Source organism: Rossellomorea sp. LJF3 (assembly GCF_037046045.1).
Taxonomy (GTDB): Bacteria; Bacillota; Bacilli; order Bacillales; family Bacillaceae_B; genus Rossellomorea.
The window spans coordinates 157,252-180,365 of record NZ_JBANLY010000002.1; the positions used below are offsets into that span (position 1 = coordinate 157,252).

Here is a 23,114-nt window from a genome sequence, read left to right on the forward strand (position 1 = left end):
ACATAATGAAAGTATATAAACTGACGGTATTTGAGCGTGACGGCAAAAAAATCCTGGACGAATCTTTCGAAGCTTCCTCTGACAGCGAAGCAAAGAAAATGGGAGAAACAATGCTTGAGGAAAAAGGCTATGCTGAACATACGCATCGCTGTACGTCCCCACTTGGGAAACTCCTGCTGTTTCATGTGTAGGATGAATTCTTGCATTACAGACCTCGATGGCTGTAATGCATTTTTTTTTGCATGTACAAAAAAGAACCAGCCTTTAAGACTGATTCCCGTTTTTCATTATTCACCCTTGAATTCAGGTTTTCTCTTCTCCACGAATGCGCGGATGCCTTCCTGGTGATCGGAGGTTTGGCGCATGAGCCACTGACCTTCCTTCTCAAGATCAAGTGCATGCTGCAATCTTTCTTTGTTCAACTCCACATATACTTCTTTCGTTTTCAGCATTGCTTTCGTCGGCGCACTTAATACCTGTTTGGTATAGCGTGCTATGCCTTCTTCCAATTTCCCTGAAGGAATGGCTTCATCGACGAGTCCTTTCATTAGGGCTTCCTGTCCTTCAAATACTTTCCCATTCCAGATCAACCGTTTTGCCTTATGCGTACCCAGACGTTCCTGTAGAAGAAAATGACTTCCTCCATCCGGGATCAAAGCAATTCCGATAAAATTCATGGCGAGCTTACTATCTTCTTCACAAAGGATATAGTCAGAAGCGAGAGCAAGGCTCAACCCAAGCCCCGCCGCTGCCCCGTGAATGCCTGTCAGGACCACTTTCGGCATGGAATACAAGGTCATCACCAGTTCACTGATCGTATCCATGATCCGTGAAAACTGCTCCTCTCCACTTAATGAAAGCATGGACTTAATATCTCCCCCGGAGGAAAATCCCTTACCCTCTCCTGTCAGGATCAATAAAGAAATCGATGGATCATTTTTCACTTCCTTCAAAGCAGCCAGCAACTCTTCCATAAGCCGGTCATCCAATGCGTTCAGGGACTGCGGCCGGTTCAAGTGAACCCTCGCCACCTTCCCATCTTTATGTAATTTTACTGTTTCGTATTGATTTGACACTGTCAAAAAAATCCCTCCCCTTTCTATTAGCATAGCGCAGAATGATTATTTAGAAAAGTACAATAATTTAAAATGGAGATCGACATAGAGCCGATCTCCCGTCTCATTTAGATTTGTTTCATCTGATCCTGAACCTGGTCCCTGAGAGCCCTCTTTAAAAATTTCCCAACAGAGGTTTTCGGGATTTCATCCAGGAACAGTATCTCATCCGGCAGCCACCATTTCGCAAACTGAGGCTTCAGGAAGTCCATGATTTCTTCCTTGGTCACACTGCCTTTTCCCGATTCCTTTAAAACGACACAGGCAATCGGACGTTCCTGCCACTCCTCATGGGGAACTGCCACCACAGCCGCTTCGAAGATATGCTCATGGGCCATGAGGGCATTTTCAAGATCTACGGAAGAAATCCATTCCCCACCGGATTTGATCAGATCCTTCGTGCGGTCAACGATCTTGATATAGCCCTCTTGATCAATGGTGACGACATCTCCCGTATAGAGCCAGCCATCCCTGAACGCATCCTCGGTACGTTCATCTTCATAATATTCAGAAGCGATCCAGGGACCCCTTAAGGCAAGCTCACCCATTTCGATACCATCCCATGCCACTTCCCCGTCTTTTCCGACGATCTTCATATCCAATCCAGGTACGAGGATCCCCTGCTTCGCTTTCAAGTCGAGCTTCTCTTCGGCAGAAAGGTCGTCATGATAGCTTTTGGATGCTGCGATCACAGCGAGTGGGCTCGTTTCAGTCATGCCATAAGCATGCATGAACGGAATGCCGAACTTCTCTTCAAATGACCGGATCATCCCTTTAGGAGCTGCTGATCCCCCACACAGAACGGAACGAAGACTTGAGAGATCATACTCATTTTTCTCCAATTCATTGAGTAATCCAAGCCAAATCGTCGGTACCCCTGCGGAAATGGTCACCTTTTCATCCTGCATGAGCCCGGCTAGCAGTCCAGGAGTGAAATATGGTCCCGGCAGAACCTGCTTACTACCGAACCAGACCGACGCAAACGGGAGCCCCCAGGCGTTCACATGGAACATCGGCACCACCGGAAGGGCAACGTCCCTCTCACTGACGCCTGTAGTATCTGCCAGCCCGAGTGCCATTGCATGGAGCACAATGCCCCGATGGGAATAAATGACTCCTTTAGGATTTCCGGTCGTGGCCGACGTGTAACACATTCCCGCAGGAGCATTTTCATCAATGTCGTTGCGGAATTGGAACGAGGGATCCCCTTCTTCCAACAAGCTTTCATAATGATACACAGGCTCAAGGGTCGTCTCGGGCAACTCTCCGTCGGTCATGACGATGAAGGCTTTTACCGTCGGAATCTGGTCCTTCACCTTTTCAATGAGCGGGACGATGTCCGGGTCGATGAGCAATAGTTGATCCTTGGCATGATTGATGATGTAAACGATGTGTTGGGGCGATAAGCGGATATTGATCGTATGTAATACGGCTCCGCTACACGGAATCGCAAAGTACGCTTCCAGATGGCGATGATGATTCCAAGCGAGTGTACCGACTTTGTCTCCTTCTTCTACACCGAGCTTCGCCAGGGAGCTTGCCAGCCTCCGCGTTCTCTCACCCCACTGTTTGTATGTGAAGCGGTTGATACCCGACTCTGTCCGGGATACGATTTCTTTCTTAGGAAAATACTTTTCAGCTCGTTCAATCATTTGTGTCAATAGCAGAGGTGTTTGCATCATATTCGATCTCTCCCCTCAAAATAGTAAGCGTTTACATTGACTGTCTGATTTTCTATGTCTATCTTACTAATTCTCCTTTCATGATGATTTATCCTTTAAGCGGGGATGAATTATTCCTGTAATGAGCAAGGAAACGGAAGCATAAAAAAACACGCCACTCGAATTTGAAGTGGCGTGTTTCAGTTTATGAAAATAAATCATTCAAGATCTTGATTTTCTTTTCTGTGTACTCTTTGAATCCAAGGTTATAGGCATTCGGTTCTTTCGGATTGGCGAAGTGCGTGATCTTTCCGGTTTTCGGATCGATGAATTTACTTGCCGCCCCACAGCCGATTCCAATGATGGTCTGGACTTCTTCCATGATCATGATGTTATAGATGCTGTCCTGCTTGGGAAGGGCGTATCCAACATTTTCAAGGTTGCCGAGAATGTTCTTCTGACGATATAAGTAGTACGGCTCATACCCGTGCTCCTTGGTCCATTCTTCCGCAAGATTCATCATCTTCTCGATTTCCACCCTGTCCGCCACTTTATACTTGTCCTTATTCTTCGTCATTTCAGACGCCCGCTTAAAGGATAATGTGTGAACCGTCAAGGATTCAGGCATAAGCTTCTCTGTTTCGTCCAAAGAATGCTGCAGCTCCGGAAGCTCCTCCCCTGGAAGACCAATGATGAGGTCCATATTGATATTATTCATTCCCATACCACGGGATAAGTGAAATTTATCAATCGTTTCCTCCACCGTGTGATGTCGCCCGATCGCTTTTAAGGTTTCCTGGGTGTACGATTGAGGATTGATGGAAATACGGTCGATGTTCCATTTATTGAGCACTTCGAGTTTATCTTCGGATATCGTATCCGGTCTCCCTGCCTCTACCGTTACTTCCCTTACTTTGTCAACATCCGGGAAGGAGCGGTACATCTCTTCATAAAGAGCATCCATTTCTTCAGCTGTGATGGACGTCGGAGTACCCCCGCCATAATAGATGGTCGTAATCTTGATATTGTTTTCTTTCATCCAGCGTCCCATTTCCTGGATTTCGTAATGGAGTCCCGCAAGGAAGGAATCGACCCTCCCCTGTTTACCGAGAATGGCATAGGCAGGGAATGTGCAATAAGCACATTTGGTTGGACAAAACGGTATGCCGATATAAATGCTCACTTCATGCTGAAGATCATAAAGGTCCGGCACGACGGATAATTGACGGTCGACGATGTTTTGCATCAGCTGGATCTTTTCATCCGTAATCAGGTATTCTTTTTTTAATTTCTCATGAATCTCTTCTTTGGGCATCCCAAGCTGCATCTGCTTATGAACGAGCTTCGTGGGGCGGATTCCCGTCAAGATGCCCCACTTCTGCCTGATCCCCGTCAAATCCTGAAGAACATTTAAATACACATGGGAAACAGCCGTTTTCAGCTGTTTGAACCGTTCTTTCTCATTTTCATAAGGCACCCAGTCATGCTCATAGCGTGCAGTGTATGATTGTTCGCTTGAGTTCGTTAATACGGCTTCCGCCTCTATCTTTTCGACTGAAGAAAGTTCTATATGGACTTGAAGATCGGCCTCATCACAATCACCGAAGTGAATGGCAGACTCTTCAAAGAATAAATTCGCTATCAATCGCAGGGGACGTTCGAAACGCTCATCCTCGATTCCTTTTATCAAAACATTCACGTTCTAATCACCTTTCATAAAACTAATAAGCTTTTATAAGTGTACAGAAAGGGGTGGGAATGGTCAATGGTACAAACCCTCCCAACAAAAGAACACCCCGTATTCCTGTTGGAATGACGGGGTGTTCCTTGAGTTACTATTTTATGATGTTCATTTTTTTCAAGAATGGGATGGGATGTTGTTTACGGAATAACTCAGTGACAAAGTACGGAATCCCTTTTTCAACCTGACTGCGTGTAACCCAGTCTGCCGCTTCCCGTACTTGACGTGGTGCGTCTCCCATGGCGACACCGAGGCCCGAGCACTCCATGGAATCGATGTCATCTATGCCGGATCCGACCATTACGATTTGATGCTTCTTCACTCCGAGACGCTCAGACAGATACATCAATCCCCTGAGCTTTGAAACACCCCTTGGCACGATATCCAGTTTATAGTCTGACGTCGGGATCGCGTCCACTTCTTCATACATTCCTTTTAACGAAGCGACAACGTCCCATACGTCTTCCCTGTGCTCCATCACAACCGAAATCTTCGGGACCGCCATCGGATTCTCCAACAGGTGATCACTCACCCGGTCTACAAACTGTTTGCTGTAAAGTAATTTGGATTCTCTTTGCCATGAGACCTTTGCCATCTCACGTGCCCCGGTACTGGTTTTGCCTACGATAGATCGCTTTTCATGGGACAAGTGTACCTGGCATGAAAAGCCTTCAAGGAATTGAGAGATTTCATACGTAATGTCTTCCGCAATTTTTTTCACATACATCGGTTTTTCAAGCTCGCCTGCGATATAGGCACCGCTGTGTGTAACAATCGGGCTTTCAAGCTTCAGGGCTTTGGCTACTTTCTTAGCAGAAGCAAAACTCCGGCTTGTAACCAATGTGACCGGAACCCCTTTATCTTGAACGTACTCAATTGCTTCCTTCGTTTCCTTCGCAATTTTTCCGTTTTCATTTACAATCGTGCCATCAATATTCAAAGCCAGCATTCGATAGATCATCATTGGTGTCCCCCCTATATGTTGTCTACTCCCTTTCTCTACTTTTATGAAGGTGGGGAGACAAATATGCCAAGGGGGTGGAATGGAATGATGACTATTTCTTGTGCATGAAGAGATATGGTGCTCTGTAGCTTAGAATTAGGGGGGAAATGATAAATATTTCATTTATTGGGACGTTTCAAGCATCTATATGTCTTTAGCGGAACGATGATTGCGTCATTTATGGGCTTGATTGCGTCATTTTTTTATTAATTGCGTCATTATCTCATTTATTGCGTCATTTCCAATCGTAATTGCGTTATTTAACAATAAATGTAAATCGATTCAATACACCAAAGCCACTCAGTTAGCACACACCCAAAAAAAGACCGACTCCCATCAGGAAGTCGGACCCTCTTCATCACGATTATTTTTGCATAGAACCGTAAAGTTCTTCAAGCGGCTTCATGATGACTTTGTTTAAGTCATTGATCACCATGCTCATGCGTTGCTCAGCTTCCATAAGCTTCGCAATCTTTTCATGTTGCTGAACAAGTTGAGCCGTTTTTTGTGCCTGCTCCACTTCTTCCTGGGAAATCTCTTCACCGCTCATTTGTTTTTGTTGTAGAGTCATTTGAATGTTTCTGAAGTTTTCAAACATCTTGTTAGCAGATTCGTCATTGTTTACTTCATCATACATTTTTTTCAGTTGCAGGAATTCATCGCTCTGACGCAATGCGCTTTCCAGTTCGTTCGCTTGATCGTATAAGTTAATAGCCAAAATACGTACCTCCTAAAATTTCAGTCTCCCTCACTATAACAAACAATGGGGTTGATTTCTAGGCAGGACCCTTATCAGGATATGAAAAGGGCGATAATTCCCTGGATGATCCCGATCACGCCGCCGAGCAAAGCACCGAGATACGTGATCATTTTGAATTCCCGCCTCGAAATGCCGAGGACGAGTTCCTCGAGCCTGCCGACAGAGAAGGTTTCAACCTGCTCCTGGACAATATGCTGAAGGTGCATCTTCTCCATGAGGTTCGGAATCTTCCCGGATAATAGGTCCGTCCCTCTATCCACCCATTTCGGCAGCTGGATATCGAAGAAGGAATCCTTGTGCGGTTCGAGCCAGGACCTGAGCGGTTTGGAGAGGTGACCGTCAATGTTGACGAGTTTGACAAGTGACGATTGGACTGTGTGGATGAGCTCCTCTTCCGGCAATCTGTCGATGAACTCCTCCAGTTTCATTTGTTTCAGCTTGGCCCACTCTTTCGACAATAGGTTAAAGAGGATCTCCTGTGTACCTTCATGCTTGATGAACTTGACGATTTCCGGTTGCACTTTATCCGCAACCGACGTATTACCGAGGAACATGCCCAGCATGTTTCCGAGCATGCCGCGTTCTTTCAGGAAATCGTCGATCATGATCTTCACTTTCATTTTTCCTTCCGGGCTTGTGAAATACGTTTCCGCCCTGTTTGCAATGAAGTCGACAAGCTTCGGAATACCTTCTGAAACCTTTTCCTGCCACCTCTCAGGAAGTGCCTCCTCCAGTTTCATAGAAGTATAGGACATCTTCGTATCCTTGATCTTTACTGCAATCCAGTCCTCAAGCCATTCATTGAGTCTATCAGAGGAAACAGGGATTTGAAGGGTATCGAGCCACTCATTCACCGTTCTGTCGGATGTGAATACCGGCTGCAATTCTTCGGATAGCCAAAGGGTCACATCCTTTTGGAAGTCTTCATTCATCACTTTTTTCTGAAGGCTTTCAGGGGTGATTAAGTGGTCCACCACCATCTTCCCGAGTTGTTCCGCCAATTCTCCCCGGCGTTTCGGGATCAGTCCCGGTGTGAATGGGACTTTGAATTTTCCGATATAGTATGCCCGATAAGGCCTGAATAACATTTTTATTGCGAGTGAATTGGTGACTCCCCCAATAAGGGCCCCAACGATTACCATGAATAATACCAGGATGAAAGCATCTAGCATGAGTGCACCTTCCTTTTCTACTTCTCTCGTTTGAACATTTTGCCTATGTTTACATAGAATGCTATATCAACATTAGCCCAATAAATTATTATAAAGTCAATCGAACGGGTTATGCAAACGGGGAATGCCGGATGAAGATAAAATGTTCATTTATCTCGCGTCACACGAAGGAACATCACCATTTATATATTCCAGAAAAATGGATGGAACGCTTCCCTTTTCAGCGACATATGACGTTGAAATGTGGCAGCTCCCTTCTTGACGTGACATGCATGGGAACAAAAACAGATTCTTTACAGGTTATGTTGGATACATCCGATTCATTATTCGCATCCATCCCGACATTGGAAAATATATGGTTTTCCATCGATACAAGGAATGCCTTGATCCATATGGGACCGGTTGCGGCTCTCTTGCTCAATCAATCTTCGCTCGCGACCATCCATTCCCATTCTTTAAAAGAATATTTTACAGAGTGTCAGGAATGGTTTCAACGAAAAGGTGGATTTTTCTACCTGCTTCCCCTTTCGTCCTTCGTCGGGAATAAAGGGGAAGGTGTTTATTATAACGGGAAGGATTGGGAAACCGGTCCTCTACCTGATCCCCATGTCCTATACAATCGGTGTCACTCACGAAAAATAGAACGGTCATCTTCCTTTCAAAAGGCTCTTGTCCGCACTCTGGATCGGGGCATTCAGGTTTTCAATTCCGGCTTTTTGTCCAAAGATGAGGTCTACAATGCATTAAAAGACAGCCCTGTCCTCTCTCCTCACCTGCCCGACACCTTAAAGGGACTTCATTCCCTGGAGAAGATGCTTACCTTGCATCACGATGTTTTCGTGAAAGGGATCAATGGGAGCAAAGGACGCTATATCATGAGGATTCAAAAAAGAGACGATGGATATCATATGCAGCAGAATTCATTTTCTCCTGAGAATCCTCTCACCTTTCCGACCTACCCTGCTCTATACAAACAGCTTAAAGCCTGGTGCAATAGTTCTTATCTGGTTCAGGAGACGATCCCCTTTCTAACGATCGAAGGACAGCCTTTGGACTTTCGCTTTCTTTGTCATCAGAATCGGAATGAAGACTGGGAGCTGGTCTCGTCGGTTGCAAGAATTGCTTCACAAGATCAATTCGTGGCAAATGTCGACCAGGGCGGCCGGATCGAAAAGCCTCTCGCGGTCTTGCAAACTATTTTTTCCCCCAGGGAGAGCGTGGCTATCATGAAAGGAATGAAAGAATTATGTATACACGCTTCAACGCTTCTTGCCGGTAGCATTGAAGGACATTTCGCAGAACTTGGCATCGATATCGGCATTGATCAGTCGGGAAAACCATGGCTGATCGAAATCAATTCCAAGCCTTCTAAACGGACCTACTTAGAAAACGACAGGATTCGTCCTTCGGTTAAAGCACTTTATGAATATAGTTTGGCCAACTGGACTAATAAGGAGGAATAGTACGATGAATCACTCATTGGGCATCATGACCCTCACACCGGAAGTGACAAATGAATACTTTACTGAAATCGCAAAGCAGTCCCTTTCATATCCAATCGACCTTTACCTGTTTTCTCCACAGGGAATATCCCCTTTAAACGAAACCGTGGAAGGATTTCATTTCGACAGGGTGACGGGGGAATGGGAAAAAGATGCCTTTGAAATCCCCGAGTATATCTATGACAGAACGTATTACCAGAAAGATATGAAGTCCCGGCAGGCGAGAGCCGTCGTTCAATGGTTAAAGAACCAAAAGCATATCCGTTTCCTTGGTTACGGATTACCAGACAAATGGCATCTTTATGAAAAGCTGAAACAGACCTCCCTCGCCCCCTATATCCCTGCAACATCCTTAGTAGCCGATGGAAAACATTTATTAAATCTTCTCCTCAAACATAAAGATATAATAATCAAACCTGTCGACGGGGCTCATGGGTTTGCCGTTTACCATCTCGTTTCCAAGCCACATGAAATTGTGGTTCGTACCACTAAAAAGCAAGGAATCATAGAACAATCATTTCCAAATGAAGATGTCTTTCTAAAATGGGTTGACCACATGCTCAAGCTTCACACGTTCATTTGTCAAAAAAGGCTGCCAAACCTGACGAATAGAAATGCCCCTTTCGATATGCGCATTCTCATGAACAAAGATCATAAGGGGGAATGGAGGGAATTTCAACGTGCGATCCGTCAAGGCGAAGAGAATGGGATTCTGACAAATATCAGCCGTGGTGCTTCCTATCTTTCATACAAGGAGTGGAAGGATAGCCGGGATTCACATGCATGGGATTTTATCGACGAAGAACTTACTTCCATTTTGGAAGAAGTCCCTATACTTCTTGAAAAACATTTTTCCCCTCTTTTTGAAATTGGTGTGGACCTCATTATCGGGGATGATCATTCCTTGTGGATCCTGGATTTGAACTCTAAGCCGGGGCATAAGATAGTGGATTCATTACATCCCGGGAAGCTATCAACATTATATCAGGCACCTTTAGATTATTGTGACTTTCTATCCTCACAATCTCTTTCATCCATAAGGCGAGGTGATTTCTAATGCTCCATGCATATAAAGTCGAATACTTCCAAGATGAAGAAAGCATCCTCTACCTTCCGTCCGGGTTCAAAACCGGGGAAGACACCCTTCCACATACCGTGATACTTGGGACCAGCAGACAACCTGCCAGCTGCAGACGCCATCCGAATGGACGGAACGTAATGGGGATAAGCACAGGTTTAGCGGAAAGGCTGCACCTTCCATCAAAAGTGGATTCCCTCTCCCTCTATTGTAAAGATGAATGTGTACACGCAGGGGTACTGATTGGAATATTCACTGCGGGTTTCACAAGTTTCCGATTAAGTCCCATCGGACAACGCTCCCATTTCTTCAAGAAGCTATTATCGGTTCAATCTTCCTTGGGAGTCATCCCCTTTGTATTTGGAGAGCAGCATATTGATTGGGAGAATGGACTCATTAAAGGATTCTTTCATTTTGGGGAAGGTTGGGAAATGGAAGAAATCCCTTTCCCCAATGTGATTTATGACAGACTTCCGAACAGGCAGAGTGAAAAGCGGAAAACCTATCAGGGCCTGAAGGAGAGACTGGAAAGAGAATACGGCATTCCATGGTATAATCCAGGATTCTTCAATAAACTCGACCTCTTCGAGAGATTGGAAAATGATATGACTGTTCATCACTTCCTTCCAGAAACCAGGCCATTCCAATCATTTGAGGAAATGGAACGAATGCTTTCCTCCTATAACCATATTTATTTGAAGCCGAAAAACGGGAGTCTCGGGAATGGAATACACAAAATCACGTATAACCGGTCCACAGAAGAGTATTACTGCCGTTTCAGGGACGGTGATCAGAAGAACCGTTTACTTAAGTTTAAATCACTGGAGCAGCTGGCAAGTACAGTGTTCAAAGGCCGGAACCTGGACTCCTTTATCGTCCAACAGGGAATCTCCTTACTGAAAGAGAATAATCGTCCCATCGACTTCCGGGTCCATACGAATAAAGACGAAGAAGGCAACTGGCAAGTCAGTGCAATGGCGGGAAAAGTGGCCGGAACAGGAAGTGTGACGACACATGCAAACAATGGTGGGGAAGTGAGGATCCTTTCAGAACTTTTCCCGGAAGAAAATGAAAGACAAACCATCGAAGAGGCTTTAAAGGACGCAGCTTTACTATTGTCACACGCCATTGAGAGGAACCTTGAAGGATTCATCGGTGAAATAGGCTTCGATTTCGGCGTGGACGACAAACATCGCATTTGGATGTTTGAAGCAAATTCAAAACCTGGCAGATCAATATTCTCACATCCCGACTTAAAAAGGTTTGACTTATTAACAAGGAAACTCGCCTTATCATTTGGCATTTTCCTAACCCACCAAAGCTTGGATCATCCCGAGGAAATGATACCATGATCATCCTTTACGACCGGATGAAGAAGACCTTTTTTCACGGGGAAGAACCCATTACAACTTATGGATTTGCAAAGGATTCCTTTCTCTTATCCTCTAAAGCTTCCAATCAATGCTATACATTTACCATCTCCCCCCGAAAGAGGAATCGCCCCGCGATCCCCTTAGTCGGCATCGTCTCAAGTAAAGAAGGAAGAAACAAATATAAGGGAAACTTTGAATTATTCCGGTCGATACAACAGGACGTCGAGCAGTCTGGAGGAATTTGTTTCGTCTTTTCACCACAGGATGTTCTGGGTGATTCGATAGAGGGGATCATGTATAATCATGTTTTACACAAATGGGTAAGATGCCTGTTCCCGGTTCCCAACGTCATTTACAACCGGGTCCCATCAAGGCACGCGGAGCAAAATATATCCTACGAAAAGCTTCTTCGTTTTATTAAGAAGCATGGGATTCCATTCTTCAATCCCCATTTCTTTAATAAATGGGAAATCTACGAGCTATTATCCAAAAATGATGAACTCAAAGCATATCTTCCACAAACCGAGCTGGTTACCGATGAAGCTTCCCTTTCACGCTTCCTGACCACTCATCAGAAAGTATATGTTAAACACTCTCTCGCTTCACAAGGAAAAGGAATTCGACTGATTGAACTTGAAGACAGAGGCGGTGTCCTATGTAAAAGCATTAAGAAAATAGAGAGGTTCGTATCGATCTCCCGCCTTCATCAAACGTATAACGAATGGTTTATGGGCAATGAGTGGATCATGCAGGAAGCGGTCCCGTGTAAAGCAGTGCACGAACACCGTTTCGACTTTCGCATATTAGTCCTTCACACAGGTGATGGTTTCCGTTTGATCGGTATCGGGGTACGCATGTCCCAGCGTCAGGAAGTCACCACTCATGTACCTGCGGGTGGCAAAATCATTTCCCTGAAGGATGTAGCAGATGCTGAAACAAAAAAGGAAATCTCGAGGATTGTTCAAACATGCGGGGAAGAACTGGCCAAATCGTTCGGCTATGTAGGGGAGTTTTCCATTGACCTTGCTCCCAAAGAACAAGGGGGATTCGTTTTGTTCGAAATTAATTCAAAGCCGATGTGTTTCGATGAGACAGAGATTGAGACGAAGCGGAGAAAACAGCTTGTCCGTACGTTCATGACACTCAGTGCACAAAACATTGAAGGTTGAATCTTCGTGAATGACACAAGGTTCAACCTTTTCTTTATCGCTTATCGTAAGGAATTATAGATGGTTGAAAATCTGGTTGCATGTTCCTGTTCATCTGTCATGGCAATAAAAAGCGGTTTATATGCCTGCTGATTGGGAATCTCCAGGAGCATATCCCTGTAAAACTCCGCCCCCTCCAGTTCATCCTTCAGCGCCCTGAGCACCCCTTCTTTGAAAGTGGTGAACCCCACCTTTTCTTTCTTGTGCTCATAATACTCTCCCGTCAATAAATAATGAAGATATTGAAACATTTCATAATGTTCTTTTTCGTCTTTTTGAGCGTGTTCAATAAACTCCACATACAGTGGATTATTGGTCCGCGCTTTTAGCTCTTTATAGAAATAATAACCTGTCCATTCATCACTGATCGCCTTCTCTAAATCACGAATAAACGAATTCATTCTTCGTCCCTCCCCTATCTCTTCAGTAAATTCTATTAGAGAGGCCTTCCATTTATGATACATTTCACGGCCGGTCCTACACAGCCAGGGTTAAAACGTTTACAATATGAATGGAGGTGACAAATGATGATCCAACATTTTCAATTTAAGAACATGTACGAAAATAAACAGCTCCCCGGCTGGACGTTTTCCTTTTATTTCAGCGGGACGAAATATACAGGAACATACCATAAAGACGGAAGAATCGAATGGACCGGCCCCAATCCCCCGGCTGACAAGGAAGAGATGCTCAAGAAGCAGCTGCATGAACTGATGCTTTTCCATGTTTATGAGTGATGCAAATTACATAATACCCCAGTCCGAAAGAATTTAATCCTGCTCCATGCATAACTTCAGCTTCCTTTCTAAAACTAAAGAAAGGAGGCTGATGAGCATGAACAAAGACAATAAGAACGATCAATTCCTTCCTGATACGAATTACGAAGGAAAAGAAAAAGCATTCCTGGATGTCGACCGTTTCATCAACGAAGGGATGTCCGGAGGTTCCGTCCACATGAGGGAAAACACGACCAACATCGAAGAAGCGATCGAAATCACCAATCATGAGGAACCACCACAATAGAAAAGCGGAGGCGGCTTGGTCAGGCCCGACAAGCATAAGACGAACCAACCGGAAAGGCGCTCTTTGCCTTTTTGGTTGGTTCGCCTTATGACCTCGAGGGACTAGCCGCCGGAGCTGGACAACTAGAAAAGCGGAGGCGGCTTGCTTAGAGGCGACAAGCATAAGACGGAAATGCCGGAAAGGCGCTCTTTGCCTTTTTGGCATTTCTGGCTTATGACCTCGAGCCTCTAGCCGCCGGAGCTAGACAAAAAAAGCTGCCAATCAGGATTCTTCCTTGGCAGCTTTTTACCTTTTATCGACTTTTAACGAGCATATTGACAGCTTCCTGGATCGCATCTTCTGCCTTTATGCCCTCTTCTTCTGACTCGCGTATGCACGCTTCCAGATTCTTTGCCACGATGAGGCCGATTGTGCGGTCAACAGCAGTACGAACGGCTGAGAGTTGAGTCACAACATCCTTACAATGTTTCTCATCCTCCATCATTTTCAATACACCACGGACCTGACCTTCAAGACGTTTCATTCGATTCGTTACTTCTTTCGTATATTCCATTCAGGACACCCCATAAGAATTATTCATTGTACAATAGTATTAAAATTATTGTACTTTTGCAATTATGCACTCTTTGATTAATCCAGCTATTTCAGTACAATGTCATTATAACCTTTTTTACTATAATAATGAACAAAGAGGGATCACATGTTTACATCTTTACGTAAAAAATATCCTGGTGCCATCATTCAGCATCATTATCCCACAAGCCTTGAATCTACGAAAGTCTGGTTTACAAACGAACAAGAAGATGAATATATAGGGATCGATCAATCAGAGATTTCCCAGTCGGAATTGGATTTATTATATTGCTTGTTTAAAGAGATCACCCCTTCACCGGGAATCGTGAATGATTCTCCCGGTGCCGCCGAGTGGTACCTTTACTTATTGGAAAGCGGGCCGGTCCCCTCAATGAATGAGGGAGAATTCCGCATCATTCAATTCAGCCTGAAGGAAGGCAGGGATCAGCTTCAACTGAGAGAAGCGTTCCAGCATTTATTACCTCACGGGACCATCCTCGTTTTCCTGGCTGATCACATGGGACTGCTCATAGAAAAGAAGCATGAGTGGATCATGGATGAGGAACAGCTGCTGTCGATTTCCCATGTCATTGAATCGGACTTCTTCGTCAGTCCTTCTTTTTACATAGGGCAGTTTCACGATGCCGATTCACATCTCCCGGCATTCTTTGCCCGTGAGCGTGAGTTATTTTCGTTTTCCAGAACCATTCATAAGCAGGCATTCATCCAGTCCGCTGTGACGGTTCTGCCTGAATTCGCCCTCCACCACTTTCCACATGAGTGGGAGGAGCATTTCTTTAAAAAGGTCGCCGACGCCTTTTCTGAGGATCCTGAACAAATACACACCATTAGGGCATTCCTCGAAAATCAATCCAATATCAGTCAGACGGCCAAGACATTATTCATGCATCGGAACAGCGTCCAGTACCGGATTGATAAGTTTATCGAAAAAACAAATATAGATATTAAGAGCTTTCAAGGCGGGATCCTTGCCTACTTTGCCTGTTTAAGCTTCCAATCTGACAACCTGCCCAATAATGTTTAGGCAACTTTGTGCAGGTTGACCATATCGTTTTGAATCCGCTTTCTCTACAATGAATCTATAGATGAAAACGATTGCATTTTAAGGGGGAGAAAATAAGTGGCTGAATTAAAATTAGAAAATATCCACAAGATTTATGATAGTAAGGTAACGGCGGTAAACGACTTTAACCTTCACATTCAAGATAAAGAATTCATCGTATTTGTCGGACCATCGGGCTGTGGGAAATCCACTACCCTTCGTATGATCGCCGGACTCGAAGAAATATCCAAAGGGGATTTCTCCATTGATGGAAAGCGCGTGAACGATGTGGCACCTAAAGACCGTGACATCGCAATGGTGTTCCAGAACTATGCCCTATACCCTCATATGAGTGTGTATGATAATATGGCATTCGGTCTTAAACTGCGGAAGTTCGATAAACAGGAAATTGACCGCCGTGTACAGGAAGCGGCTAAGATCCTCGGTCTTGAAGCACTGCTGGATCGTAAACCGAAAGCTTTATCAGGTGGTCAGCGTCAGCGTGTAGCACTTGGCCGTGCCATCGTCCGTGATGCGAAAGTATTCTTGATGGATGAGCCTTTATCCAATCTTGATGCTAAGCTTCGTGTACAGATGCGTGCTGAAATCGCCAAGCTTCACCAACGTTTACAAACAACAACGATCTACGTAACACATGATCAGACAGAAGCGATGACGATGGCCACACGTATCGTTGTCATGAAAGATGGTGTGATCCAACAAGTTGGTTCTCCTAAAGAAGTATACGACAAACCGGAAAATGTCTTCGTAGGCGGATTCATCGGATCACCTGCCATGAACTTCTTCCACGGATCCCTGGAAGATGGGAAATTCGTCATCGGCAATGCAAAAGTGTCTGTACCGGAAGGGAAAATGAAAGTGCTTCGCGAACAAGGTCATGTAGGAAAGAGCATCATCCTTGGTGTCCGTCCTGAAGACATCCATGACGAACCTCTTTTCCTGGATACCGCTCAAGGTGCGAAAATCACGGCGAAGATTGAAGTATCCGAATTAACGGGTGCTGAAACGATGCTGTATTCTCAATTAGAAGGTCAAGAATTTGTAGCCCGCGTCGACTCCCGTACAGATATCGTTGCAGGTCAAACGATCGACCTGGCATTTGATATGAATAAAGCTCATTTCTTTGATTCAGAGTCTGAGTCAAGAATCCGATAAGTAGATAAGAAAATGAGGCTGGGACAAAACTAGTCTCTAATAGAAAAAAAGGTGAATTTGAGCGTGCTCAAATTCACCTTTTTTAATTTTCTCGCATAAATTCTTCTACAGATTAGCTATTGGCAATGAATTTTCTCAAATTCACTGCCAATAATGCGATGCCCATTTCATTTTCGACCTTCGATTTTCCTCGAACGGAAAATCGAGTGAAACGTAAATTAGCCTTCAAGAATCCAAAAACTGGCTCCACATCGATTTTGCGTTTTCGATAGATGGCTCCTGTTTTCTCCTCTGAAAGCTTCGACCTTACATATTCTTTTTGCTGCTCCCACTTTTCATTCACCATCAGTTTTCGATTATTACCTTCTTTTGCTTTGGTACATGATGAACGAAAAGGGCACCCCAAACAGTCTTCGCACTCATAGATTTTGAACTTCCGTTCAAAGCCTGTACGGTCATGGCGAGTAGAATAATGCTGAAATTCAAGACGTTTTTGATTAGGGCATGTATATGTATCCGTTTCTTCTTCATACTCCCAATTATCGGGGTTAAATAAGTTTTGTTTATATTTCTTCTTTTGTTCCTTTAGATATAAGTTATAGGTGATGAGTGCCTCTCGTTTTCTGTTTGAAAGGATATCATTATAGTTTTGTTCACTACCATATCCTGCATCTGCGACGATGTGTTTTGGCAAGTCGAAATAATTCTGCTCAATCTTATCTAGAAATGGAATTAAGGTACGGGTATCTGTTGGGTTTGAAAATAAACTATAGGCTAAAGTGTATTGACCTTCAGTGGCGATTTGTACATTGTAACCAGCTTTTAATTGCCCGTTCTTCATATAATCATCTTTCATTCGCATGAAAGTCGCATCAGGATCTGTTTTAGATTAGCTATTACGTGTTCCAAAGGTCTCTAAGTCTTGTTGGTATTTCTGTTTGCGCAAGAGAAAATCAACCAGTTTTTTACGGACTTGTTTTGGATGTTTACGCTCACTTCTTAAAGCTTTTCGTTCTGGAATGTCTGAGGTGGACTCAATTTGTTTATCATATTTGGTTACGACTTCGTCTACTTTTTGAACCAATTGAGCGAGTTCTTCCACAGACAATTGTTCAGAGGTTTCCCGTTCAATTTCAGGTATGATTTCACTTTTAAGCAGCTCAGTGTATAGCTCATTTGATTTTTCAATTAAACTTGTATGATATTTCTCAATGGATTTCTTCCATACAAACGTGAATTTATTCGCATTCGCTTCAATCTTTGTGCCATCAATAAATATCGCTTCTTGATCTATCAGTTTCTCTTCAACTAATTGGCAACGGAATTGGACGAAACATTCGCGAATGACTTCTTTCACTTCGGGTTGAACACGGAAACGGTTGATGGTGCGATAACTTGGTTCATACCCTTGTGCTAGCCACATCATACGGATACTGTCTTTTAAGAGTGCTTCAATTTTGCGTCCTGAAAAGACCGATTGTGAATAAGCACATAAGATAATCTTAAGCATCATGCGAGGATGGTAGGCGGGACACCCTTCATTTCGAAGAAATGGCTCGAACACTTTGTGAGGGATACTTTCCACTAAATGATGGACATGGAAGGCAATATCATTTTCTTGTAATTTCATTTCCACATCTAAAGGCAAAACGATTTGATTCATGGTATAATCTTTAAACATAAGGACCCTTCTTTCCGATGAGATTTGGTGTGGTAACTTTATTTTATCAGAAGAGGTCCTTATTTTAATTCAAATAATAATTAAAAGCCGGTAAAATTCTACTCATCGTAGAATTTTACCGGCTTTTTCATTTCAGAGGAGGGTTTTGTCCCAGCCTCATTCTTTATTAAAATTCCGTCAGGTCTATACTTTTCCCTTCTTCTTCCCCGCACCTGATGCATGTAAAAAGATGAAGACAAGTATCAGAGCAGCTGCTGTTCGGAATGCCGTCGGCTAATTGCACGTGCTGAATTTCCATATACGCACTATACTCATCGTAAAAATCATAATATCTCCCCTGATCCGTTGTCGAGTCTCCACACTTCTTGCAAAGTCCCCTGTATTCAACGATCCCGTTACATAACGCGCAAGCTTTCATGATGTGTCACCATACTTTCAATCTAAATCTTTGTATAGTGTTATCCTTTTTACAATCATGGTGATTTATGTAGAAAACTTGCAGGGATTTAATAGGAATAAATTCCCTGTCATCACCTTGAATATAATCCTTCAGAGAAACCATAATACCTAGTAACAAGGCAGCAACAAGCCTTCTCTAAATCCCACACGATGGGTTACACCATAGGAAGATGGTCGCTCATGGAATAGCGGGCTGGTGCAATTCCAGCTAACCCAACCAAAAAAACTCATACATTCTAAGGAGATGACAGATTATGCAACAGCAACAATCTCGCAGCAATTCATCTAACCAACTAGTAGCTCCAGGAGCTCAACAAGCAATCGACCAAATGAAGTACGAAATCGCTTCTGAGTTCGGCGTACAATTAGGACCAGATGCAACAGCTCGTGCTAACGGTTCTGTAGGTGGAGAAATCACTAAACGCCTGGTTCAAATGGCTGAACAACAAATCGGTGGCGGGTACCAAAAATAATCTCCAATTTAATATGATTGGATAAAACTCCCGGTCTTTTAGGCCGGGAGTTTCATTATGTCTTAGATAAATTTAAGTCCTTGCTTTCCCATCATTTATTATGAACCATTGCTGCCGGATCGATCCATTTATCATACTGTTCCTCTGTCAAATAGCCTGAATCGAGGGCTGCTTCTTTTAACGTGGACCCGTCCTGATGGGCCTTCTTCGCAATTTCTGCCGCCTTCTCATATCCAATGTGCGGGTTTAAAGCCGTGACGAGCATGAGGGATCTTTGCACAAAGTCTTCGATGACATCCCGATTCGCCTCTAGTCCCTTCACACATTTATCATCGAAGGACTTTATTCCATCTGCAAGCAGCCTTACGGATTGCAGCATATTATAGATGATGACCGGTTTGAATACATTCAGTTCGAAGTTTCCCTGACTGGCGGCAAAGCCTATGGCTGCATCGTTCCCAAATACTTGTGTCGCGACCATGGTCACGGCTTCACTTTGTGTCGGGTTCACTTTACCCGGCATGATGGAGCTGCCTGGTTCATTGGCAGGTATCGTCATTTCCCCTATGCCGCTTCGGGGACCGCTTGAAAGCCATCTGACATCATTCGCAATTTTCATAAGATCCGCTGCCAATGCCTTTATGGCCCCGTGGACGTACACGATTTCATCATGGGATGTCAGGGCATGAAACTTATTATCAGAGGAAACGAACTTGATGCCTGTCTGTACCTCTAATTGTGCCGCAACCTTACTGCCAAAAGTCGGATCTGCATTGATCCCGGTCCCGACTGCCGTTCCCCCGATGGCAAGGTTGACCAAACGCTGTACACTTTCTCTTGTCATGCTATAGGATTTTTCCATCATGGAGCGCCATCCACTGATTTCCTGCCCGAGAGTCAACGGCGTGGCATCCTGGAGATGGGTACGGCCGATTTTTATAATATCCTGGAATAGATCTTCTTTCTCCTTCAGTGTTCCAATGAATTCCTGAAGCACGGGAAACAGCTTGGATTCAATTTCCTGATACGCCGCTACGTGCATGGCCGTCGGGAATGTATCATTGGAACTTTGAGACATGTTCACGTCATCGTTGGGGTGGACCCTCTCCTCCGAGCCATTGTCACCGAGAAGTTCATTGGCACGATAAGCCACTACTTCATTTACGTTCATATTGGACTGTGTACCGCTTCCCGTTTGCCAGACGACCAGGGGAAAATGGTCATCCCACGTCCCTTCCAAAATCTCATCACAGGCCTTACCAATCGCCTTCATCTTCCCTTGAGAAAGCTTTCCAAGTGAATGATTGACGACTGCAGCCGCTTTCTTCAACTGTGCAAAGGCATATGTAACCTCGATGGGCATCTTCTCTGTACCGATCTGGAAGTTTTCCTTACTCCGTTGAGTCTGGGCCCCCCAATATTTTTCCTTTGGCACCTTCATTTCTCCTATTGTGTCACGTTCAATGCGGTATTCCATTGTCATTCCTCCCTGTAAATGATCCAACTACTACCATATTTCCACTAAAACGTTTCTTCTAACCTTTTTCTGAAAAGTTTATTAGTATTAGCTGACGATATGAAAAAAGATGAATGAGCCCACGCCCATTCATCTTTTGATCTTATTGTATTAAGTTAAGGAATTGCTTCGTACGTTCATTCTTTGGATTTTCAAACACTTTCTGAGGGGAGCCTTCTTCGACGATATAGCCCCCATCCATGAAGATGACCTTATCCGCCGCTTCTTGGGCAAATCTCATTTCATGAGTGACGACGACCATCGTCATCCCCTCTTCGGCAAGGTCTTTCATGACTTTCAATACCTCGCCAATCAGTTCGGGATCAAGTGCTGAAGTGGGCTCGTCAAAGAGCATCACTTCCGGCTCGATAGCAAGGGCCCTTGCGATGCCGACCCTCTGCTGCTGCCCACCAGAAAGCTGGAATGGATAGTAATCGACCTTATCACCGAGTCCCACCTTTTCAAGGAGCTGGATGGCTTTCTTTCTTGTTTCCGGCTTGTTCCGCTTTTGGACGACCGTAGGCCCCTCCATGACGTTCTCAAGGGCTGTCATATGGGGGAACAGATTATAATTTTGAAATACCATCCCCGTTTTTCTTCTTAGTTGAAGAAGCTGCTGCTTGGATGCTTTCTTAGTGAAGTCAACCGCCGTTCCTCCTATTGAAACGGTCCCGTCATTCGGGATTTCAAGGGCATTCAAACAACGGAGGAAAGTTGTCTTCCCGGAGCCTGAAGGGCCGATCAGGACGATGACCTGCCCTTTATCAACTTCTACGTTCATCCCCTTTAAGACTTCTAACTGATCAAATCGTTTTGTTAATCCTTTTATGGAAATCATATTCAATCTCCTTTTAAATTACTTGGCAATATATCGATCCAGCCTGTTCTCGATGCGGCCTTGTATGATGGATAATATAAAGCAGATGATCCAGTAAAGCACGGCTGCTTCCATATACATGAGCAGGAACTCGTAATTCGTCGCAGCGATTTCCTGGGCTTTCCTGAACATTTCCGTTACTAAGATCAAGGATGCCAGGGACGTATCTTTCACAAGACTGATGAATGAGTTGGATAATGGCGGAATCGATACTCTCGTCGCCTGCGGCAGGATGATTCTTTTCAACGCCTGTGAATAGGTCATGCCGATCGAATATCCAGCTTCCCATTGGCCTTTCGGAATCGATTGAATTGCCGCACGGACGATTTCCGATGAGTACGCACCTTTGTTCAATGAAAAGGCAATGATGGCTGATGGGAATGGATCAAATTTGATTCCGAGGGTAGGTAACCCATAGAAAATGATAAATAATTGCACGAGTAAAGGCGTGCCTCGTATTGCTGAAACATAAAATCGGGCAATTCCCCGCAAAATCGATATATTTGATAGACGTGCAAGAGCAGTGAGTACAGCCAGAATCATACCTAAAGCAAAAGAAATCAGCGTCAGAGGGATAGAATAATACAAAGCTCCCTCTAACATTGGAAGCAGGGAGCTTTGTAAAATATCAATCATTGCTTCAGGATCCTGGTATATGCTACTTAGGAGATACATCTTCTCCGAACCATTTCTCAGAGATCTCTTTGTACGTACCGTCTTCCTTCATTTCCTCTAACGCTTTGTTTACTTCTTCAACCAGTTTGTCATTCCCTTTACGGAACATGAAACCACTTTGACCTGCATCTTCCGCTTCAGCAGCGATTTTCACTTTGGCGTTCGGTTGTTTCTTTAAGTAATCAAGAATGGAAATTTTATCGTTCACAGTCACGTCCACCCTGCCTTGTTCCAGTAGCTGGATTGATTGTGATAAACCTTCTACACCTTGGATCTTGGCACCGTTCTTTTCAGCGATATCCCGATAATTACTTGTCAGGGACTGAGCTGAAGTCAACCCTTTAATATCTTCAAATGATTTGACATCCTTGTTGTCTTTTGACACGACCACTACGGCACTGGATTCGATATATGGTTTAGAGAAATCGTATTTCTTTTCACGGTCTTCACGAATCCCCACCTGGTTTGCGATCATATCGAAACGCTTGGAGTTCAAGCCTTCAAACATCGCATCCCATTGCGTTTCCTGGAATTTCGCTTCGACACCGAGACGCTTCGCTACTTCACGGGCGATTTCTACATCAAACCCGGTCAGTTTTCCTGATTCGTCATGGAATGTGAAAGGAGGATATGTACCTTCCGTCCCGATAAGTAATTCTCCATCTTCCTTTACTTTATCGTAAAGAGATGTCTTTTTTGAATCACCATTTGATTCCTCTTTATCTTTAGATTGACCACATGCAGCTAATACCATGGATAAAGCGATCAGCATGATGATGGATAATTTCCACTTTTTCATCGTAAAACCCCCACTATTCTTATCGGATTTGAATTTGTTACGAATGTCATCATAAAACGTTACCAGAAATAAGTCAACACAAAAGTTTCATATCGAGATTTTTTTCTTCACGTCATTAGTATGTATCCCTGGATACTCAAACATGTAAAAATTTCCGATTATACGTTACACTATTTTCATAAGGGA

General features: G+C 44.1%; 23 protein-coding genes and 1 pseudogene. 10 read left to right on the forward strand and 14 right to left on the reverse strand.

The window, feature by feature from the left end; translation table 11 throughout:
* The first annotated feature begins 5 nt into the window (after positions 1-5).
* Complete coding sequence (locus V8G47_RS03265) at positions 6-191, forward strand: YhzD family protein (protein WP_336198856.1); 186 nt, start codon at positions 6-8, stop codon at positions 189-191.
* A gap of 96 nt (positions 192-287) precedes the next feature.
* Here V8G47_RS03265 and V8G47_RS03270 read toward each other — a convergent pair whose 3' ends face one another.
* The 6 genes from V8G47_RS03270 to V8G47_RS03295 all read right to left on the reverse strand — a co-directional run bounded on the left by V8G47_RS03270 (position 288) and on the right by V8G47_RS03295 (position 7,452).
* Positions 288-1,082, reverse strand: coding sequence for an enoyl-CoA hydratase (locus V8G47_RS03270; RefSeq protein ID WP_336198857.1), 795 nt, complete (start codon positions 1,080-1,082; stop codon positions 288-290).
* Between the two features lie 101 nt (positions 1,083-1,183).
* Positions 1,184-2,797 carry a long-chain fatty acid--CoA ligase gene (locus tag V8G47_RS03275; RefSeq protein ID WP_336198858.1) on the reverse strand — a complete coding sequence of 538 codons (1,614 nt, stop codon included), beginning with the start codon at positions 2,795-2,797 and terminating at the stop codon, positions 1,184-1,186.
* Positions 2,798-2,981: 184 nt separating this feature from the next.
* On the reverse strand, positions 2,982-4,475 hold the full coding sequence (locus V8G47_RS03280; RefSeq protein WP_336198859.1) for a coproporphyrinogen III oxidase: 1,494 nt from the start codon (positions 4,473-4,475) through the stop codon (positions 2,982-2,984).
* A 136-nt stretch (positions 4,476-4,611) separates the two neighbouring features.
* Positions 4,612-5,481 (reverse strand): Cof-type HAD-IIB family hydrolase, encoded by an 870-nt coding sequence (locus V8G47_RS03285; protein ID WP_336198860.1) that lies wholly within the window; start codon positions 5,479-5,481, stop codon positions 4,612-4,614.
* 403 nt (positions 5,482-5,884) lie between these two features.
* The gene (locus V8G47_RS03290; RefSeq protein ID WP_034763247.1) at positions 5,885-6,238 is read right to left on the reverse strand and encodes a YlbF family regulator; all 354 of its coding nucleotides are present in this window, start codon (positions 6,236-6,238) and stop codon (positions 5,885-5,887) included.
* 74 nt (positions 6,239-6,312) lie between these two features.
* On the reverse strand, positions 6,313-7,452 hold the full coding sequence (locus V8G47_RS03295; RefSeq protein WP_336198861.1) for a DUF445 domain-containing protein: 1,140 nt from the start codon (positions 7,450-7,452) through the stop codon (positions 6,313-6,315).
* A gap of 230 nt (positions 7,453-7,682) precedes the next feature.
* Here V8G47_RS03295 and V8G47_RS03300 point away from each other — a divergent pair, with 230 nt between their 5' ends.
* The 4 genes from V8G47_RS03300 to V8G47_RS03315 are packed head-to-tail and all read left to right on the forward strand — an operon-like array spanning position 7,683 to position 12,574.
* Entirely contained in the window at positions 7,683-8,915 is a 1,233-nt protein-coding gene (locus V8G47_RS03300) for a YheC/YheD family endospore coat-associated protein (protein WP_336198862.1), read from the forward strand.
* A 4-nt stretch (positions 8,916-8,919) separates the two neighbouring features.
* The gene (locus tag V8G47_RS03305; protein WP_336198863.1) at positions 8,920-10,011 is read left to right on the forward strand and encodes a YheC/YheD family endospore coat-associated protein; all 1,092 of its coding nucleotides are present in this window, start codon (positions 8,920-8,922) and stop codon (positions 10,009-10,011) included.
* Entirely contained in the window at positions 10,011-11,384 is a 1,374-nt protein-coding gene (locus V8G47_RS03310; protein WP_336198864.1) for a YheC/YheD family endospore coat-associated protein, read from the forward strand. Before V8G47_RS03305 ends, V8G47_RS03310 begins: the two co-directional genes overlap by 1 nt.
* Positions 11,381-12,574 carry a YheC/YheD family endospore coat-associated protein gene (locus V8G47_RS03315; RefSeq protein WP_336198865.1) on the forward strand — a complete coding sequence of 398 codons (1,194 nt, stop codon included), beginning with the start codon at positions 11,381-11,383 and terminating at the stop codon, positions 12,572-12,574. Before V8G47_RS03310 ends, V8G47_RS03315 begins: the two co-directional genes overlap by 4 nt.
* A 41-nt stretch (positions 12,575-12,615) precedes the next feature.
* Here the strand turns inward: V8G47_RS03315 and V8G47_RS03320 are convergent, their stop codons facing one another.
* Positions 12,616-13,014, reverse strand: coding sequence for a ferritin-like domain-containing protein (locus V8G47_RS03320; RefSeq protein WP_060670520.1), 399 nt, complete (start codon positions 13,012-13,014; stop codon positions 12,616-12,618).
* A 126-nt stretch (positions 13,015-13,140) separates the two neighbouring features.
* Here V8G47_RS03320 and V8G47_RS03325 point away from each other — a divergent pair, with 126 nt between their 5' ends.
* Positions 13,141-13,350 carry a YheE family protein gene (locus V8G47_RS03325; protein WP_336198866.1) on the forward strand — a complete coding sequence of 70 codons (210 nt, stop codon included), beginning with the start codon at positions 13,141-13,143 and terminating at the stop codon, positions 13,348-13,350.
* A 97-nt stretch (positions 13,351-13,447) separates the two neighbouring features.
* Positions 13,448-13,636 carry a hypothetical protein gene (locus V8G47_RS03330; RefSeq protein WP_336198867.1) on the forward strand — a complete coding sequence of 63 codons (189 nt, stop codon included), beginning with the start codon at positions 13,448-13,450 and terminating at the stop codon, positions 13,634-13,636.
* A 292-nt stretch (positions 13,637-13,928) separates the two neighbouring features.
* Here V8G47_RS03330 and V8G47_RS03335 read toward each other — a convergent pair whose 3' ends face one another.
* Positions 13,929-14,189 (reverse strand): metal-sensitive transcriptional regulator, encoded by a 261-nt coding sequence (locus V8G47_RS03335; protein ID WP_034763238.1) that lies wholly within the window; start codon positions 14,187-14,189, stop codon positions 13,929-13,931.
* Between the two features lie 147 nt (positions 14,190-14,336).
* Between V8G47_RS03335 and V8G47_RS03340 the strand changes: the two genes are divergently transcribed.
* Both V8G47_RS03340 and V8G47_RS03345 read left to right on the forward strand, forming a co-directional pair.
* The gene (locus tag V8G47_RS03340) at positions 14,337-15,254 is read left to right on the forward strand and encodes a PucR family transcriptional regulator (RefSeq protein WP_336198868.1); all 918 of its coding nucleotides are present in this window, start codon (positions 14,337-14,339) and stop codon (positions 15,252-15,254) included.
* A 96-nt stretch (positions 15,255-15,350) separates the two neighbouring features.
* Positions 15,351-16,448: an ABC transporter ATP-binding protein gene (locus V8G47_RS03345; protein ID WP_336198869.1), complete on the forward strand. Its 1,098-nt coding sequence runs from the start codon at positions 15,351-15,353 to the stop codon at positions 16,446-16,448.
* On the opposite strand, the pseudogene V8G47_RS03350 reads toward V8G47_RS03345, so the two are convergent.
* Positions 16,434-18,129: pseudogene (locus tag V8G47_RS03350) on the reverse strand (IS1182 family transposase). The gene V8G47_RS03345 and the pseudogene V8G47_RS03350 sit on opposite strands and share 15 nt — an antisense overlap.
* 166 nt (positions 18,130-18,295) lie before the next feature.
* On the reverse strand, positions 18,296-18,547 hold the full coding sequence (locus V8G47_RS03355; protein WP_336198870.1) for a hypothetical protein: 252 nt from the start codon (positions 18,545-18,547) through the stop codon (positions 18,296-18,298).
* A 295-nt stretch (positions 18,548-18,842) separates the two neighbouring features.
* Between V8G47_RS03355 and V8G47_RS03360 the strand changes: the two genes are divergently transcribed.
* The gene (locus V8G47_RS03360) at positions 18,843-19,061 is read left to right on the forward strand and encodes an alpha/beta-type small acid-soluble spore protein (protein ID WP_034763234.1); all 219 of its coding nucleotides are present in this window, start codon (positions 18,843-18,845) and stop codon (positions 19,059-19,061) included.
* Between the two features lie 91 nt (positions 19,062-19,152).
* Here V8G47_RS03360 and fumC read toward each other — a convergent pair whose 3' ends face one another.
* The 4 genes from fumC to V8G47_RS03380 form a co-directional block, all read right to left on the reverse strand.
* Positions 19,153-20,538, reverse strand: coding sequence for a class II fumarate hydratase (gene fumC / locus V8G47_RS03365; protein WP_336198871.1), 1,386 nt, complete (start codon positions 20,536-20,538; stop codon positions 19,153-19,155).
* A gap of 142 nt (positions 20,539-20,680) precedes the next feature.
* Positions 20,681-21,415 (reverse strand): amino acid ABC transporter ATP-binding protein, encoded by a 735-nt coding sequence (locus tag V8G47_RS03370; RefSeq protein WP_336198872.1) that lies wholly within the window; start codon positions 21,413-21,415, stop codon positions 20,681-20,683.
* 18 nt (positions 21,416-21,433) lie between these two features.
* The gene (locus V8G47_RS03375; RefSeq protein WP_336198873.1) at positions 21,434-22,129 is read right to left on the reverse strand and encodes an amino acid ABC transporter permease; all 696 of its coding nucleotides are present in this window, start codon (positions 22,127-22,129) and stop codon (positions 21,434-21,436) included.
* Positions 22,113-22,928, reverse strand: coding sequence for an amino acid ABC transporter substrate-binding protein (locus V8G47_RS03380; protein ID WP_336198874.1), 816 nt, complete (start codon positions 22,926-22,928; stop codon positions 22,113-22,115). The genes V8G47_RS03375 and V8G47_RS03380 overlap by 17 nt, the downstream gene beginning before the upstream one ends.
* Positions 22,929-23,114: the final 186 nt, after the last annotated feature.

Excerpts from the sequence above, each read along its gene's own strand:
- V8G47_RS03265 (WP_336198856.1), top strand. The coding sequence starts at position 6 with ATGAAAGTATATAAACTGACGGTATTTGAGCGTGACGGCAAAAAAATC.
- V8G47_RS03275 (WP_336198858.1), bottom strand. The coding sequence starts at position 2,797 with ATGATGCAAACACCTCTGCTATTGACACAAATGATTGAACGAGCTGAA.
- V8G47_RS03285 (WP_336198860.1), bottom strand. The coding sequence starts at position 5,481 with ATGATGATCTATCGAATGCTGGCTTTGAATATTGATGGCACGATTGTA.
- V8G47_RS03295 (WP_336198861.1), bottom strand. The coding sequence starts at position 7,452 with ATGCTAGATGCTTTCATCCTGGTATTATTCATGGTAATCGTTGGGGCC.
- V8G47_RS03300 (WP_336198862.1), top strand. The coding sequence starts at position 7,683 with ATGACGTTGAAATGTGGCAGCTCCCTTCTTGACGTGACATGCATGGGA.
- V8G47_RS03305 (WP_336198863.1), top strand. The coding sequence starts at position 8,920 with ATGAATCACTCATTGGGCATCATGACCCTCACACCGGAAGTGACAAAT.
- V8G47_RS03310 (WP_336198864.1), top strand. The coding sequence starts at position 10,011 with ATGCTCCATGCATATAAAGTCGAATACTTCCAAGATGAAGAAAGCATC.
- V8G47_RS03315 (WP_336198865.1), top strand. The coding sequence starts at position 11,381 with ATGATCATCCTTTACGACCGGATGAAGAAGACCTTTTTTCACGGGGAA.
- V8G47_RS03320 (WP_060670520.1), bottom strand. The coding sequence starts at position 13,014 with ATGAATTCGTTTATTCGTGATTTAGAGAAGGCGATCAGTGATGAATGG.
- V8G47_RS03325 (WP_336198866.1), top strand. The coding sequence starts at position 13,141 with ATGATCCAACATTTTCAATTTAAGAACATGTACGAAAATAAACAGCTC.
- V8G47_RS03330 (WP_336198867.1), top strand. The coding sequence starts at position 13,448 with ATGAACAAAGACAATAAGAACGATCAATTCCTTCCTGATACGAATTAC.
- V8G47_RS03335 (WP_034763238.1), bottom strand. The coding sequence starts at position 14,189 with ATGGAATATACGAAAGAAGTAACGAATCGAATGAAACGTCTTGAAGGT.
- V8G47_RS03340 (WP_336198868.1), top strand. The coding sequence starts at position 14,337 with ATGTTTACATCTTTACGTAAAAAATATCCTGGTGCCATCATTCAGCAT.
- V8G47_RS03355 (WP_336198870.1), bottom strand. The coding sequence starts at position 18,547 with ATGAAAGCTTGCGCGTTATGTAACGGGATCGTTGAATACAGGGGACTT.
- V8G47_RS03360 (WP_034763234.1), top strand. The coding sequence starts at position 18,843 with ATGCAACAGCAACAATCTCGCAGCAATTCATCTAACCAACTAGTAGCT.
- fumC (WP_336198871.1), bottom strand. The coding sequence starts at position 20,538 with ATGGAATACCGCATTGAACGTGACACAATAGGAGAAATGAAGGTGCCA.
- V8G47_RS03370 (WP_336198872.1), bottom strand. The coding sequence starts at position 21,415 with ATGATTTCCATAAAAGGATTAACAAAACGATTTGATCAGTTAGAAGTC.
- V8G47_RS03375 (WP_336198873.1), bottom strand. The coding sequence starts at position 22,129 with ATGTATCTCCTAAGTAGCATATACCAGGATCCTGAAGCAATGATTGAT.
- V8G47_RS03380 (WP_336198874.1), bottom strand. The coding sequence starts at position 22,928 with ATGAAAAAGTGGAAATTATCCATCATCATGCTGATCGCTTTATCCATG.